Here is a 15,984-nt window from a genome sequence, read left to right on the forward strand (position 1 = left end):
CTATATCAAATGACAAGCGGCATAATGTCCTCCGCCCACGTCGCGAAATTGCGGCTCCTGTTCCCGGCATACTGGCGCGGCCATCGGGCATCGGGTATGAAACTTGCACCCCGACGGCGGATTGGCCGGGCTCGGAATGTCGCCTTTCAAGACAATGCGCTCCCGTCTTGCGTTGGGGTCGGGTATCGGAATGGCTGACAGCAGCGCTTTCGTATACGGATGCTGCGGCCGGGCGAACAACTCGTCCCGCGGAGCCAGCTCGACAAGCGAGCCGAGATAGAGCACGCCTATCGTGGAGCACAGATGCTCTACCACACTCAGATCGTGCGAGATGAACAAGTACGTCAGCTGCCTGCTCTGCTGCAGGTCATGCAGCAGGTTAATGATCTGCGCCTGGATGGAAACATCCAGAGCCGAGACCGGCTCATCCGCTACGATAAACTCCGGATTCAGGATCATCGCTCTGGCGATCCCGATCCGCTGACGCTGTCCGCCGGAGAATTCATGCGGATAACGGTCGATATGATAAGGCGCCAAGCCGCAGAGCGACAGCACCTCCTGCACCCTCTCCCGCGCCTCCGCCTTCGTTGCTGCGATTCCGTGATCCAGGAGCGCCTCCCCAATGGCGTCACCGATACGAATACGGGGATGGAGCGACCCGTAGGGGTCCTGAAAGACCATCTGCATCCGCGGACGGATACTGCGCAGCTCGGCGGGTGAGAGCGCGAACAGATCAATGCCGTCGAACCGTACCTCTCCATCCGTTTTGTCTGACAGCCGCAGGAGCGTCCTGCCTATCGTGCTTTTGCCGCTGCCTGACTCTCCTACCAGCCCGAAGGTTTCCCCGCGCCGTATCGTCAGGTCGATGCCGTCCACGGCTCTAACATCGCCGGTTTTGCCGCCAAAGAAGCCTTTCCGGATCGGAAAATACGTCTTTAACCCGTTAACCTGAACTAACGGCTGGGACATGCGCTCTCGCCTCCTCGTACAGCCAGCATGCGACCGGATGGCCGTCCCCCGCCTCGCGCAGAGGCGGCTGCTTCGTGCGGCACTGGTCCATGCAGTGCTCGCATCTGTCGCTGAAATAGCAGGCATCGCCTAAGCCGACAGGTCTCGGCACTTGGCCGGGAATAGAGTATAACCGTTCCTGCCGCTGCCCGATGACCGGTCTGGACTTCAGCAGCCCTTGCGTATAAGGATGCTTCGGCCGCTCGAATAAGTCGCGGACCGGAGCCTGCTCGATGACCTTGCCGCAGTACATCACGACGACATAATCGGCCATCTCGGCCACAACGCCGAGATCATGGGTGATGAGCAGGATCGACATGCCCTGCTCCTGCTTGATCTCCCGCAGCAGATCGAGTATCTGCGCTTGGATCGTCACGTCCAGCGCCGTCGTCGGCTCATCGGCGATAAGCAGCTTCGGATTGCAGCAGAGCGCCATTGCAATCATGACCCGCTGCAGCATCCCGCCGCTCAGCTCATGAGGATAGGCGTCCGCAATCTCCCTTGCCCGCGGAATGCCGACCCGTTCGATCAGCTCTACCGCGCGGATGCGGGCTATCTTTTTGCTTACGTTCAGATGCCGGATCAAAGGCTCCATCAGCTGCTCTCCGATGGTCAGCACCGGATTCAGGGAAGACATCGGCTCCTGAAAAATCATGGCCAGATCCTTGCCCCGCAGCCGATGGATGTCTTTCCTCCCGGCCTTTAGCAAATCCTGATCTTCGAACAGGATGCGGCCGCCCATAATGCGGCCCGGCGGCTCCTCGATCAATCCCATCATCGATAGCGCCGTGACGCTTTTGCCGCAGCCGGATTCTCCTACCAGCGCCACCGTTTCTCCCTCATGTATGCGGAAGCTCACACCATTGACCGATTGGACGACGCCTTCCTCGGTGTAGAAATACGTATGCAGATCTTGAAATTGTGCCAGAGTCCTCCGGGTCAAGCCGCTTCACCTACCTTTTCGTTCTGGGGTCCAGCGCGTCGCGCAGGCCGTCGCCCAGCAAATTAATCGCAATGACCGTCAAAAATATCGCCGAGCCGGGAGGAATCCACAGCCACGGTCTCGTCTGAAAATCAATCAGCGAATTCGCTGCAGCCATCATATTGCCCCAGGAAGGTGTCGGCGGCACAACGCCTAAGCCCAAGTAGCTGAGTACGGTCTCGCTTAAGATCGCGCGGGCCACGCTCAGCGTCGCAACCACAATGATGATCGGTATCGCATTGAGGATTAAATGAACGATTTTTCGCTTGTCACTCAGCCCCAACGATTCAGCCGCCAGCATATAGGGCCGCTCTCGAAACGATAAAATCTGGCTTCGCACAAGCCTCGCCAGGGATGGCCAAGCCATGAAGCTGATCATCAGCATGACCAAATAAATGCGATATTCCGAAGGCACCTTCAGATCGGATAAAATCGCCCCGATGATTATGAGAATCGGAATTTCCGGCACCGCCAGCAAAATATCCGCCGTCCGCATCACAAGATGATCCACAACCCCGCGGTAGAACCCGGCCAAGGCACCCAGGAGGGAGCCGATAGTAACCGACAGCACCATGGAGACGAGCCCGACAATAAGCGAAATTCTTCCGGCCTGCATCAGGCGGGAGAGCACGTCCCTGCCCAGATTGTCGGTGCCTAACCAATGAGAGACCGACGGCGGCTTGTTGATTAGCGCTACGTTCACCTTCCCTGTCGTGGGCTCTGAGAACAACGGGCCTACGAAGCAGAACAGAAACATGACGAGCAAAAACAATAAACCGGATACCGCCAGCTTGTTTCGTATAAGCCTCCGATAAGACGTGCGCCATAAGGATGAAGAAGGAGCCGCTTTTCCTTGGGGGCTGACCTTCAAGCGGGCATGGAGCGCCTCTGACGATTCCGCAGCCATACGCTCACCTCCTTCACTTTAAACGGATGCGCGGATCGGCCACGGCATACATCCAATCCGCCAGCAGATTGCCAATGACCGTGAGCACCGCCAAAAACATCGTAAAGCCCATCAAAACCGTATAATCGCGATTCGAGATCGCCTCCATGTGAATGTAGCCTACCCCCGGCCATGTGAATATCCGTTCGGTGATTATCGCTCCCGAGAACAATCCGGGAAGCTCGAGCCCGAGCAGCGTAATAGCCGGCAGAAGGGCATTGCGCAGGGCATGCTTGTAAATGACGGTTCGTTCCTTCAAGCCTTTGGCCCTTGCGGTTCGGATGAAGTCCTGCTTGATGACGTCGATCATGTTGGCGCGAAAATGGCGGGTCAGCGACCCTACGCTAAGCATGGTCAGTACTGTCGTCGGAAGAATCATGTGCCGCAGCATTTCCCACATTCGCGCATAACCGGTCGTTTGGCTGCCCGTATCCAGCAGGCCTCCGATAGGCAGCCATCCGAGATCTACGGCGAACCATTTGATCAGGAGCAAGCCGATAAAAAAGGACGGAAACGACATCGCCCCGAATACAGCCAGTGTAATCAGCGAGTCGTACCAGGAGTACTGCCGTGTGGCGGAGAATACCCCGATGAATACGGCAATGATCCAGGTGAAGACCAGGGACACTCCGGCGATCAGGAACGAATTGAAGACATATTCCTTCAATACCGCCGCCACGGGCTGCTGATACTGCAGCGAATAACCGAAATCCCCTTTTAGCGCATTGCCCAACCAGATGAAATATCGCTCCCACAACGGCTTATCGAGGCCGTATAACGCCTTAAGCTCTGCCGCCCGCTCCGGTGTAAGCATGATATCGGAGTCGACATAATCTCCGGGAGCAAGCGCGAAAATGAAGAAAATAATGAGAGATGCGCCAATCAGCGTTGGAATCAGCTGCAGCACTCTTTTGACCATATAGGGACGCATGACAGCCTGTTGCCTCCTTACCGGCCGGGCCGGTTATGGCTTTTAGCCCGGGTCCGTGCACGGCGTTATTCGATCTTTAACTTGGGAATGGAACGGTTCAGAATGGACACCGGATCGGGATTGATCCCTTGAATACGGGCATTGTGTGCCGATAAGATTTTCAAATAAGACAGCAGCAGCACCGGCGGATCTTCCTTCAATTGCTTATACAGATCGTGATAGATCGGAATCCGTTTATTCGTATCCAGCGTTTCGGTCCCTTGGTCTATCAGCTGATCAATCTTCGGATTGGAATAGCCGCTGACATTGTATTTGCTATGGAAGCTCTTCACACCGTCGTAAGGATCCGAGAAATTGGTGGAAGTAAAGGAAGCAATGTCAAAATCGCCTTTTTTCCGTTTAGCCAGCAGCGCATTGAAATCGAGAATTTCAGCCTCTACCGCAATTCCGATATCCTTGAAGTTTTCTTTGGCAAGCGGTATCAGCACATCGTCGATGTTGTACCCTTTGCGTCCCAAATATTGCAGCTTCAGCTTCTGCCCATCCTTCTCACGAATGCCGTCAGCGCCGACCTTCCAGCCTGCTTCATCGAGAAGCTGCTTCGCTTTTTGCGGATCGAACGGGTAGGGCGTTACCTCCTTCGTGTAAGCCCATGACGCAGGAGATACGGGTACGTTGGCGACTTCGCCGAATCCTTGGTACAAAATATCAGTGAACTTTTGCCGGTCTAGCCCGTAATAGAGCGCCTGCCTTACCCGTTTATCCTTAAGGAATTTGCCTCCGCTGTTAAAATCCAAATAGACGTAGGAGGTCGCCGTGAACGTATTGATATTGACGAAGCCGAGCGCCTTCAGCTGATCGAAATTATCGCGGTTCGCCGTAAAGCGGTCGTAATCCGTCTCGCCCACCTTAATATATTGAAGGTTTGTATCGTTGTTCGTAATTTTGAAAATAAAGTTCTCCACGGCAGGCTTCCCCGCGTAGTAGTTAGGATTCGCTGTAAACCGGACTTCCTGGCCTTTGATAAATTTATCGAATTGGTAAGGGCCGGCACCAAGCGGCTTGTCGTGAAGCGTCTTGATGTAATCCAGATTACCTTGCTTGTACTCCTTGCCATAATAAGCCTTGGACAGCACCTCGCCGCCCAGCAGCGGCAGCGCCAGAGTCGTCACCTTCTCCGTCGTAAATTGAATGGTCAGCGGATCGATCACCTTAATCCCTTCTACGGTATCCGCCTTTTTCTCCTTGTAGGCCGCTCCGCCTTTAATGTACGCCTGCGAAATATCGACTCTTCCGTCATAAGCGGGATCGTGCAGCAGCGTTAATGTGAAGGCTACATCCTCCGCCGTTAACGGCGTGCCGTCGCTGAACTTCAGATTAGGCCGCAAGTGGAAGGTGTAAGTCAGCTGGTCCGTGCTTGTGTCCCATTTCTCCGCCAGCTCCGGAATCGGTTTGCCGGTTTCGTCCTTCGTAATCAGCGAGGCGAACAAGACGCCCGTGACGTTGCCATCCCAGCCGTTCTGGTAAAAATAAGGGTTAAACACCCCTTCCGGCGTTTGTGTTCCGGAAATGAAGGTGGTGGTTCGTTTTTTAGCGGCGTCGGGATTTTTGGATAGTTCCGATGCTTTGATCAGCCCGTCCTTGACGCTGCTTAGACCAGCCTCACTCTTATTTTCCGCCTTATCCGCCGGGTCCGGGCCCGTAGCGGAACGATTCCCGCCGCATGCCGTCAGCAGCAAAGCCAAGGCCAGTACGGAAACACTTGCTTTCATCCATTTGCCTTTCATCTCTGTTCCCCCTATTCTCTTGTCCTGGAAGCAATGAATTAATCAATTATACATACCTGAATAGTAGGAATAACGATAGAAGTTTTCCCTGTTTGTCTCTGCATATGCCTAATAGACCAACAGCTCCCTATCCGTTGATCTCCGTTGGTTACGGTAGATTCCCCTTCCCCTGCTCCTATATATGTACCTTTCTTACCTGCCCGTCAAAACAAAAAGGAGACTAACAGCCATTCGTTAGTCTCCGTTCGTACGGTAGATATCAAAGTATTCTTATGTGATTTATATGCTATCACCGTCTCTTGTATCTGTCAACCTTTTTTCTAGGCTTAACCGGAAAAGACCGCCATCTCGCTATAGCTGTTCCACGCGTTAACCGAGTTGCCGTAACCAGTCACGCGAACATATCGTGCCTGCTTCGGGGCGAAGCCGAAATACTCCATATTCGAGGAAAGGCCGCTGCTGACCGCGTTCTGGACCTTCTCCCAGGTCTGACCGTCCTGCGATACGGAAATATCCAGTTTAAAATATCGCGTCGCACCATTGTAGAAGGCGATGCCCAAGCCGTTAATCGGCTTCACTCCTCCAAGATCAAGCTGAATCCACTGGGTGTTCTCGGCGGACCAGCGCGTATTCAAATCACCGTCAATAGCTCTGTCTTCGCCATTGCCTTCCTGCGCTGAGCTGGCCGTTACTCCCTGAACGGCCAGCTGCGTATAGCCAGCAGGCTTGGTTGGAACGGACTGCGCATTGAACTGGACCACGTATTGCTGCGAGCGGTCCGTATATACAGCATCCGTCACCGTGATGACAACCGGGTTCGGCGAGTATACATTTTGCGCGACTGTCACTTGGTCGCCGGGCTTGGCAGGCGTTGCGTTCACTGCCGGATAGCTCTGTGACCCGAACGGAACGTTGACCGCATAATGGTAATTCGTTTTACTGAAGCCTGACAAAGGCTGTCCGTTCAACGTTATTTGCGATAGCTGCGGAAGCGGTTGAATCTCTCCGTCCGCAATGCTCCAGCTCGCAAGCGGAACATAAGACGCTACCCCTGGCACGTTATCTCCGACAGCCAGTGGAGTCAGATGGATCGCCATATTGAGATCCTGCACGCCAGTCAGCTCCAACGCCAGCTTGCGGATGCCGGTATTGGCATCTTGACCGGACGGGTTCGGCGACACCGGCAGCGGCTTGGCGTCCATCACCTTGAATACGGCCCCTGCCGGAGCCTGGCCGGAGAAGCTCATCGTCACACCGAGACGCTTGCCGTTCTGAGTCAAAATCGCCGATTTGCCGTCAGCAGCGACCGCGATATCGGCCTTCGTATGCATGAACCACCATATCGTCGATGGCGCTTTGGCATGAATTTCATCCTGAACCGTCAGGGTGTTTCGGTTATTACCGAACATCAAGCCTCTCTTGGCCGTGGCGGCATTCTTGGCATAAGCCGGCGTCATATTGACGATAGCCAGCCCTCCCTGAGGCTTCGATTCATAGCGTTCGATCGGGCTGAATGCGTATTGGTCCTGCTCGAAGGTACCGTCCGGATTGATCACAACCGTATTATGGCCTTCCGGCATGAGCCGGTAATATTTGAACCGCTGGTTATCATAGTCAAAATAATTAGGAAGGTTATAATCATCGCTTCCTAAATCAATAGCCCACTGGACGCCGTCAGCCTCAAAGACGAAATTGCCGACATCAGAATGTGCATGGCTGGAATTGCCTTTGCCGCCCATGATTCCAGCGAATCTAGCCGTTAAGTCATTCCATTTGCTGCGGAATGTGGCGAGCTCCGTATTGCGGAAATACTGATCTAACGGAATGGATACGTTCATGTTCAGCAAGCTCGGATCGTACCAGAGCAGATCGTATACACCGCCCGCCTGCTTCGCTTCCTGCATCAGCAATAACCGAAGTCCGGCTACATCCGGATTGTTAAGCTGCTTCGCCATCCAGAACAGCTCCGGCGCCCGTATTTTGAAGCTGTTGGAATCGCCAAAGTTAAACGAGCCCTGCGGACTAAGCACATAATTTATGAAGTAAGCCGTCTTGTAGAAGCCGGGCGTTTCCGTATGACCGTAGGTTTTGCCTAATGCGGTTTGCATGGCTGCCATATAGGTTACCAAATATTCTACCGTATAGCGCCAGTAGCCGGGCCCTTCGCTCCAGCCTCCGTCGGGATTAAATTCCAGCAGGATAAAATCCTCCAGCGAGCGAAGCGATTTCGCCATAATGTCCCCTGCGACGGCTTCCTCCTCATCTCCAATGGCAAGAGCGCCCAGGATAATACCGCCGTTGCATACGGCGTTCCAGTTGCTGATCTTCTCGTTATCCGACAAGCTCACCCACCAAGCGTTATTGTTATGGGCGTCGATGGCTTTGGATAACCCCTTGTCACGGATCGCCGTGCGGATTGTGTCCCTTTGCTGCTGGGTTAAATAGCTGTACAGCCAGTCATATCCTATGGCCATGCCTGCAGTGAGCTCCGATGTGTTCAGAAACTCATTCTGCTCATTCCAATTCGGAATGGAGGCGGCCTTCAGCATTTCATCGACCGCCCGCTGCGCGTACTTGGTCTCTCCGCTTAACAAATACATGAGCGCCGTCTTCTCGATAAAAGGGCGCGCATCCTTGGCGGAATCCATCCGCCGGCCATCGGGGAGATCGTATGTACCTACCGGTGTGGTCAGCACGGTATCTGCGCTTTTGCGCAAATCGCCATACCATTTGGACAAATTGGCGTCCGTTTGAATTTGGTTTTGCAGTGAGGTGATACGGTCCGGCGTCATGAACAACCGGGGGTGCTGCTGATTCGGGTTATGCTGCTTCAGCTCGGCCACCAGCTCTGCTGCCGTCGGGCGATCGTAGACGATGCGGCGAATGGCCTCCTTCGTCAGCTTCAACAGCTCGCTCTCATCCGGCAGCGGATTGGCCGTACTGATCAGTACCAGCTCATCGTGCGACAGCACATGCTGTCCCAAAGCTTTCGAGAACAAATCGGAGGAAACGAGCACCGTGGTTCCGATTAGACGCACGGGTGCATCGAGTACGATCGGACTGCTGCCCCCTGTCACATTGGAGCTGCCGACCGTCAGCGTCAAGGCACTGCCTAGCGTCCCTGATTTCGGGCCCAACGTAACAGTACCTGCCGTCGCATTCCAGCTATACGGAACGTCCAACTGCTCTGCCACAAATTGCAGCGGAACGAGCACTTTGCCGTTCTCCACTCGGGGCTTCACCGTCGGATCGGCGGCATTCAATGGCTTGCGCTGCAAAAAAGCGTAAGCATTCGGGAAGCCTGCCAGCAATGCGATGGACTGCTTCAGTCTGGCTTGAGCATAAGCATCATTCGCATTTCCAGTGCCAGGATCGGGCGTTTGAAAGTAGGAGTCGTCAAGCGGCACTTCACTTGCATACACGCGCACATCATCCATCCAAAACTCATTATCCGTTCCCGTCTGTGCCTTCGTATAAGCTTTAAACGAAGCGATATCGTTCATCGTAGCGGAATTGCTGTAGATGCCGTCCGCCATTTTTTTGACGCCGTCTACGTACACGTCGATTTTCTTCGTCGCATGTTTGACGATGACCGTCACTTGGTACCAAGTATCCGCCGCATAGGTGCCTCCCGGCAGCTTCGCGCCCCCAGCATACATATAGCCGTCCGCCTTGAATTCCAGCAGCGCGGACTGAACATTCGTACTCGACTTGATTTGGATCAGAGGGCTATAAAACTTCGCTTGGTTGTATTTGACCTTCATCTCGATAGCTACATTGCCTGTCAAAGGCGAGGTGAAGGTCTTGGTCAACACCAAATCCGACGCGGTCCCACTGCGAAGGTGGAGGCTTTTTCCTGTTCGGCCTGCGACCTCTTCACCTGTGATCATCGCCCCTGAAGTCAGTCCGGACGCCGACCATCCTTTAGGGGCGCCGGAACCATGCGTGTCGAAGTTATCATTTACGTAAATGACCGGCGCCGCTCCATCGGCATATGCAAGAGCGCTGCCTCCCGCCCAAGCCGAATAAGACGTGAAACCGCTCAGGATCAGCAGCGCTGTCATAAAGAGCAGCAACCCTTTAAAGTATGGACTCGTTCTTAGCTTCATCAGTAACACCTCTTTCGGTTAATAGATCCATCTCACAGTAGGGTATTTCGTTCCTCCATTTCCTACGATCTGTTTTGCAGGAGTAGGTCGGGTTGCTTTAGGTTATGGTGAAACCGAAAAAACTCGAAATGCTGCCACTATATTTCGGTGGGATATGCTCCTCCAGCCGCTGTTGAAACCCGTGAATTTGATTTAGAAGTTAGCGGTATATTCACGGGTTTCAAAGGCGGACGTAAACTCTTCCGAAGCATACCCCACCTGCTTATATGGCAGATTTCTCGTAAAGTTGGTTTCCCATAAACCTAAAAGCTAATCCGCCCTATCCTGCAAACGATCGTTTCTATTTCTTTTTAGCTTTTTCCGCCTCAATATCTTTGGCGAGAAGCTCGTTAGCTTCCCGAACAGCGGTGACGCTGTCCTTTTGGCCCCGGCCGATAAAGCCGAAAGCATCGTTAAGGCGCTTCCAGGCTAGATCGTTATACTCGGTCAAAGGAGCCGGAGCCGCGTATTTTTTCGGGAAGATGGCGTTGATGTTTTTGCCTTTGTATTTCGGCAGGTCCTGAGCAAATGTCTTCTTGATCTCCGGATTTTTCAAAGCAGTTTCGATCCCCATCTTGGAACGCATTGTTTGGAATTCATCCGAGGTCAGTGCTTGAATGACGTCCATAGCCTCGTCTTGATGCTTACTAGTCTTACTGATGTAGATATAACCAGGGTAAGCTTGCGGCCCTACTTCACCCAGTTCCTTAAAGTATGGTAAAGAAACGTAATCCCAGTTCAAATCATCCGGGAAGTTGATCGCCGAGTTGGAGAAGTGGGACCACATTGCCAGCGTCCGATCTTTTGCAAACATATTGGACTGCGCTGTGGAAGCGAAGAAGCCCCCTGCCAGCGGCTTGCCGTCTGGAGACGGGATTAATTGATAGAAGCGCTTCAGGTTATCCAGGAAGGCCATCATCTTCGGATCGTCGAACATCGGCTTCGATGTCTTAGGATCGACGAAAGGCGCCGAGAACTGATTCGTCTTGGAAATATGCTCTGGCGACGCTAGAAAGCCGTAATATTGCGTACCATTATCGTTACGGGTCACTTGCTTGGCCAGATCATAGATTTCATCCCAGGTCATACCGTCCTTCGGATAAGGCACTCCGAATTTGTCGAAAATGTCCTTGTTGTACATAATGACAGGAGATGTATTGGACAATGGGAGACCGTAGATCCCGCCGTTGGCGATTTCCTTTTGCTGATCGATGGTGAACGGCTCGAACCGGGTCAAATCGACGCTCTTTTTCTTGATCAAGTCACTGATATCCATCTGGAACTCGTTGCGGATCAAATTCAGATGCGTATGGCCTATCGAAAAAATCAGGACATCAAACTGCTGACCTCCGGTAATCAGAGCATCCATCGATTTGGAGGCGGGAACCGGAACGAATTTGGGAATGATATTAGGAAATTTTTGCTTAATATAATTGCCGTAATTGTTCATGAAGTCTTCTTCTTTCCAATCGGCATTCCCCGTTTGATAGAAGACGAGCTCCACTGGCTCCTTTTTGGTTGATGCCGAAGCCCCTTCCTGCTTCCCACTGCTGCAGCCTGCCAGTAAGCTTGCCGCTACTATGGAGACAGCCGCCGCTTTCCCTGATCTTATAACCCACGATTTCATGTGGACACCCCTTTTTTCGTCTAATGATCCATTTTCCTCAATATGGACCTTGCACTGTTCTCATCCCATGTTCCTTTACTTCTGCTTCTCGGCGATAATCGCCTTATTGATCGTTTCTTCCAAATCCCTAAGCGCCGTATTTACGTCCTTTTTGCCGGTAAGTACATTGTTGAACTCCTTATTCAGCGGTGTGGTCACCGGAACCGTAACCAGCTTCGAGTCCCGCGCAGGTGTCGCTTGGACGGGCTTATTTACATAAAGAGCTTCCGTATGCTTGCCCTTCAACTTGGAAAACTCCTGTCCGAAAGCTTGCTGAATAGCCGGATTTTTTAGCACCGTAGCCTTCCCCGATTTGCTTGCCTGCATCTGCATTTCATCGGACAACACCAATTCAAGCACCTTGAACGCTTCCTCTTTATGCTTGCTTGCGCTGATCAGGTAGTAGAAACGGGGGTTAATCTGCGCATTCGTGCCTGGAGCCTCCTTCATCGTAGGCAGTGAGACCATATCCCAGCTCGTAAAATCATCCGGAAAGCTCTCTGCGGCAGCCGTAACATCCGCATGCATGGCAGAGACCCGCTCCTTCATGAAGCTGTTCACTTCCTTCACCCGGCTTCTTTCATCCATAGGCGTGTTCATCGGAAAACGGTAAAATCTCGTTAGCGTGGAGAAAATCGACTTCCAAGCATCCGTATTCACCGCCGATTTGTCCTCGCTGGCATGCAGGTACGGCGCTCCAAGCTGATTGTTATCCAATAAGTAAATGAAGTTCATGGTCATCCCGCGGTATTGAACCCCATCCTCGTAACGAGTTAGCTTTTGGGCTAACGCATAGGCATCGTCCCAGGTCATGCCGTCCTTAGGGTACGGGATTCCGAATTTGTCGAAAATATCTTTATTGTAATAAAGCACCGGAGTATACGCGTTGACGGGCAGACCGTACAACCCGGCTCCGTAGCTTGCCGAAGCGTTCTTGATGATGTCGAGATAGGCCGGATCGATTCGGCTCAGATCCAAATTCGATTTCTTGATCAGCTCCGTCAAGTCATATTGAAGATTGAACTTGACCAGCTTCTCGTTTAGCGCTGAAATTCCCTGGTAATAGATGTCCGGACTATCTCCGGCGAGCACGAGATCCTGAATTTCTTTACCTTGATCGGCTCCTTGAAACTCAAAGGAGATGTAAGGGTATTTCTGCTTCACCTTCGCTTCGACTTCGGTACGGAATTTTTCCTCATAATCCTTATCACCGGTATAAAATTTCAGCGTTACCGGCTCATGCTTCACTTGGGGGTTTTCGTTGTCCGGAGCACTCTGCTTGCTGCAGGCCGAGATGAAAGTAACGGCAAGAACAGATGACAGTGCAGCCAAGCTGATTTGGATTCCTTTTCCCGTACTAGGTCCCTCCTATTCGCATTCAACTTCAAAAGTTTCCGCTGTCTGTACAGAAGGAGCATGGTATTACAAGATCAGTAGTGCAAGATCAATGCTTTAGGCTAATCTACAAGGCCGGACTGACTGGCACTTGTTCCGTCCCGGGCAGGTCTGCCCTGCAGCTTCTCCATCCGGGCTAACGCGCAGCCTCCACGTAAGGCGTATCCTTGACTTCAAGCTGCTTGCGGTGCAGCTCCTCAGTTAGCTGCTTCACCGTCTCAGCATAAGCCGGATGATGGTATACGTTGTTCATTTCGTTGGAGTCCTTACGCAAGTCGAACAGCTCCCATTCCGGAGGCTTCGGATCGTCAATCGCATCGGTAGCTCCAAGCGCATCGGCATAGTAGTAGATCAGTTTGTAGTCATGCGTCCGCAAGCCGTAATGGGCATAGACGCCATGCTCACTAAGATGCATCCAGTACCGATAATACATGGAGGTGCGCCAGCCTTCCGGTTTTTGGTCCTGCATTAGGGGGCGCAAGCTGACTCCCTGCATAAAGTCAGGCACATCGATTCCTGCGTAATCCAGGAAGGTTGGGGCAAAATCGACGTTAAGCGCCATCGCATCCTGTACTGTGCCTGCTTTAATCTCTTGAGGATAGCGTACGACGAATGGCATGCGTAAAGATTCCTCATACATAAAGCGTTTATCAAACCAGCCATGATCTCCCAGGAAAAAGCCTTGGTCCGACGTATAGATCACCATCGTATTATCCGCAATGCCTTCCTCCTCGAGCTTATCCAAGAGACGGCCTACGTTTTCGTCTATGGATGCTACGCAGCGCAAGTAATCCTTTATGTAGCGCTGGTACTTCCAGCTCTTCAGCTCGCGCTCGGTCAAGCCCTCCGGCGGGTCCATCTTCAAGTCCCGCTTCTTCAAATCGCGGTCGATTCTCATAATCGCCGCTTCGGCAGCCGCTGCCCGGTTACTGTAATCGTCATCGAAGGTCGGCGGCTCCGGTATGTCGATATCCTCGTATAAATGAGCATGCTTGGCATCAGGAATCCAAGGGCGATGCGGCGCTTTATGATGACACATCAGGAAGAACGGGCGCTCTTTATCCCTCTTGCCGATCCAATCGATCGATTCATCGGTAATAATATCGGTAACGTATCCCTCGTATTGCTTTTCTTCACCCATTTGAATGAACTTGGGGTCATGGTAGTCCCCCTGTCCAGGCAATACGTTCCAATAATCGAAGCCGGTCGGATCGCTGTAGCCTCCATGGCCTAGATGCCACTTACCGATGATGGCCGTCTGGTATCCGTCCTGTTGAAGCAGCTTAGCCACCGTCTGCTGGCGGCCGTCAAAATGATCACCCAGCGTCTGAACGCCGTTCAGATGATTGTACAAGCCGGTCAGTATTGTCGCCCGGCTCGGAGCGCAGATGGCATTCGTGCAAAAGCAGTTGTCATACCGCATCCCTTCATTCGCAATGCGGTCCAGATTCGGCGTTTGATTGATTCGGCTGCCATAGCAGCTCATCGCATGGGCCGCATGGTCATCGCTCATTATAAACACGATGTTCGGTCGGTTCATCGTTCTTTGCCTCCTTTTGCTTAGCTGAAGCTTCGCTTCAAGCAAGCGCATAAATCGGCGAGATCCAAGCGCATTGGCCGTTGACCTGCTTGATCTCGACATGGTAGACATCGCATTCGGACTCCACTTGGGTATCCGTCCAGGCTTCCTTCACGGTGTAAGCCTGCTCTGGAATCGCATGATGCAGGACGATAGCTTCGGAATTATACGGCTGCAAATGCTGTGTTCTGTTGCCCTCCAGCAGCTCTCCTACGGTTGCCGACATTTCTGCATCGTTGATTTGCACTTGGATCGTCGTGTCCAAGTCTCCTTCGATTTCGAGGATGAGCGCAGCCGTATGCGGATGCAGCGTCGTCGGGTTTTTGAACGTCATGCAGCTCCATTCGACGGCTTCATCCGATTGGCGGATCAGCTTATTGCCAAGCTCATTCATAGAAGGATCGTCCTTCATTTCCGGCGTAGGAGCCAATACGCTGCGACCGCGGAAGCAGGTTTCTACGGAAAGCAGCTTACCATGGCTTACATTGGCGGTTCCTTGCCACTTAAAGCCGTTTTTGCTGTTGCCCCAGCCCATTTCGACTCTTACTTTATATTTGCCCGCCGCTTTTGCAGCTTCGGGACTTGGGTTTATCAAGGATTCTCCGTTAATGACTTTCCAAGGCCTCAGGTTTTTGTAAACGACAATTTTATCGATTTGATCGCATGCTGTAACCTCCAGCTCCAGCTGGCGGTCGCTCGCTTGCACCTCGCTGCCCATCAAGTGCCCGTTCATGCTGAACCGGCAGGCGATTTTATCTCCGGTCACCGCGTACGTTCTGCGTGCCAGAATCGCTTCCCAGATGGACTCGCGGGTTTTGGAGTCGGCCAATACGGCCAATCTGCCATCCCCGTAAGAACCCGGATACCCCGCATGGTGATCCGTCGAACCGACGAAGCCGAAGCGATGCTTCCGTTTCAGCGCCTCATACACACTGCTTCGGGAGTCGCGGGGCCCCATGTCGTGGTAGTACGGATATAGGGACTGATCGGACATGCCGCTGCCGTGCTTGGAATACACCTCGACAATCGGACTGATAGCGCTGTTGAAGCTGTCCCAGTTGCCTCCGCGGTATCCCGGCGTATATCCGACATGATGTGGAACGGCGATAACCCGGCGCGGCGCCAGCTTTTCCACGATTGCTGCAGGGGATTCTCCCTCTAAAAGCGGCAGATCATCGTCCGGCGAGACGAAATGATGGTCGCCGTATTGGCTGGAGTGCGCTTCATAGCCCTGAAAGGTGACGAATTCTCCCGGCACGTTGAAGCTCTTAACCGTCTCTCGTACATAATCCCAATGCCCGCGCAGCTTGGCGAACCCTTCCTTATGAAAATCGACCAGGTATTCCAGTCCTTCCGTGCGGGCAGGAATGTCGTACCAGGACGCATGACCGATAATGGCTACGAAATCAAGCTGGCCCTTGGCCGCAAGCAAAGCGTTCTCCAATCCTCCGAATCCGTAGCTGATTCCGCAGTGGTTGTGCAAATCTCCCCAGTATAATGGCATAGTATTATTCCTCTCCTATTCGTATGGTCGAAGGTATG

The 15,984-nt window shown here is 52.8% G+C and carries 10 protein-coding genes; all 10 read right to left on the reverse strand.

Annotation, left to right across the window (positions count from 1 at the left end; all coding sequences use genetic code 11):
• Window positions 1–969: an ABC transporter ATP-binding protein gene (locus B1728_RS26660; RefSeq protein ID WP_079913463.1), complete on the reverse strand. Its 969-nt coding sequence runs from the start codon at window positions 967–969 to the stop codon at window positions 1–3.
• Complete coding sequence (locus B1728_RS26665) at window positions 944–1,951, reverse strand: ABC transporter ATP-binding protein (protein WP_079913464.1); 1,008 nt, start codon at window positions 1,949–1,951, stop codon at window positions 944–946. The genes B1728_RS26660 and B1728_RS26665 overlap by 26 nt, the downstream gene beginning before the upstream one ends.
• Window positions 1,952–1,961: 10 nt before the next feature.
• Complete coding sequence (opp4C, locus tag B1728_RS26670; RefSeq protein ID WP_079913465.1) at window positions 1,962–2,897, reverse strand: oligopeptide ABC transporter permease; 936 nt, start codon at window positions 2,895–2,897, stop codon at window positions 1,962–1,964.
• 13 nt (window positions 2,898–2,910) lie between these two features.
• Complete coding sequence (locus B1728_RS26675) at window positions 2,911–3,867, reverse strand: ABC transporter permease (protein WP_079913466.1); 957 nt, start codon at window positions 3,865–3,867, stop codon at window positions 2,911–2,913.
• A 65-nt stretch (window positions 3,868–3,932) separates the two neighbouring features.
• Window positions 3,933–5,654 (reverse strand): ABC transporter substrate-binding protein, encoded by a 1,722-nt coding sequence (locus B1728_RS26680; protein WP_079913467.1) that lies wholly within the window; start codon window positions 5,652–5,654, stop codon window positions 3,933–3,935.
• 326 nt (window positions 5,655–5,980) lie between these two features.
• Window positions 5,981–9,763: a discoidin domain-containing protein gene (locus B1728_RS26685; RefSeq protein WP_079913468.1), complete on the reverse strand. Its 3,783-nt coding sequence runs from the start codon at window positions 9,761–9,763 to the stop codon at window positions 5,981–5,983.
• A gap of 340 nt (window positions 9,764–10,103) precedes the next feature.
• Window positions 10,104–11,429 carry an ABC transporter substrate-binding protein gene (locus B1728_RS26690; RefSeq protein WP_079913469.1) on the reverse strand — a complete coding sequence of 442 codons (1,326 nt, stop codon included), beginning with the start codon at window positions 11,427–11,429 and terminating at the stop codon, window positions 10,104–10,106.
• Window positions 11,430–11,504: 75 nt separating this feature from the next.
• Entirely contained in the window at window positions 11,505–12,800 is a 1,296-nt protein-coding gene (locus B1728_RS26695; protein ID WP_179136221.1) for an ABC transporter substrate-binding protein, read from the reverse strand.
• A 199-nt stretch (window positions 12,801–12,999) separates the two neighbouring features.
• Entirely contained in the window at window positions 13,000–14,403 is a 1,404-nt protein-coding gene (locus B1728_RS26700) for a sulfatase family protein (protein ID WP_079913471.1), read from the reverse strand.
• A 37-nt stretch (window positions 14,404–14,440) separates the two neighbouring features.
• A complete protein-coding gene (locus B1728_RS26705; RefSeq protein WP_079913472.1) occupies window positions 14,441–15,946 on the reverse strand; it encodes a DUF3604 domain-containing protein in 1,506 nt (501 codons plus the stop codon).
• Window positions 15,947–15,984 lie beyond the last annotated feature (38 nt).

This window comes from Paenibacillus sp. 32352, assembly GCF_002042965.1.
GTDB classification, from domain to species: Bacteria; Bacillota; Bacilli; order Paenibacillales; family NBRC-103111; genus Paenibacillus_S; species Paenibacillus_S vulneris.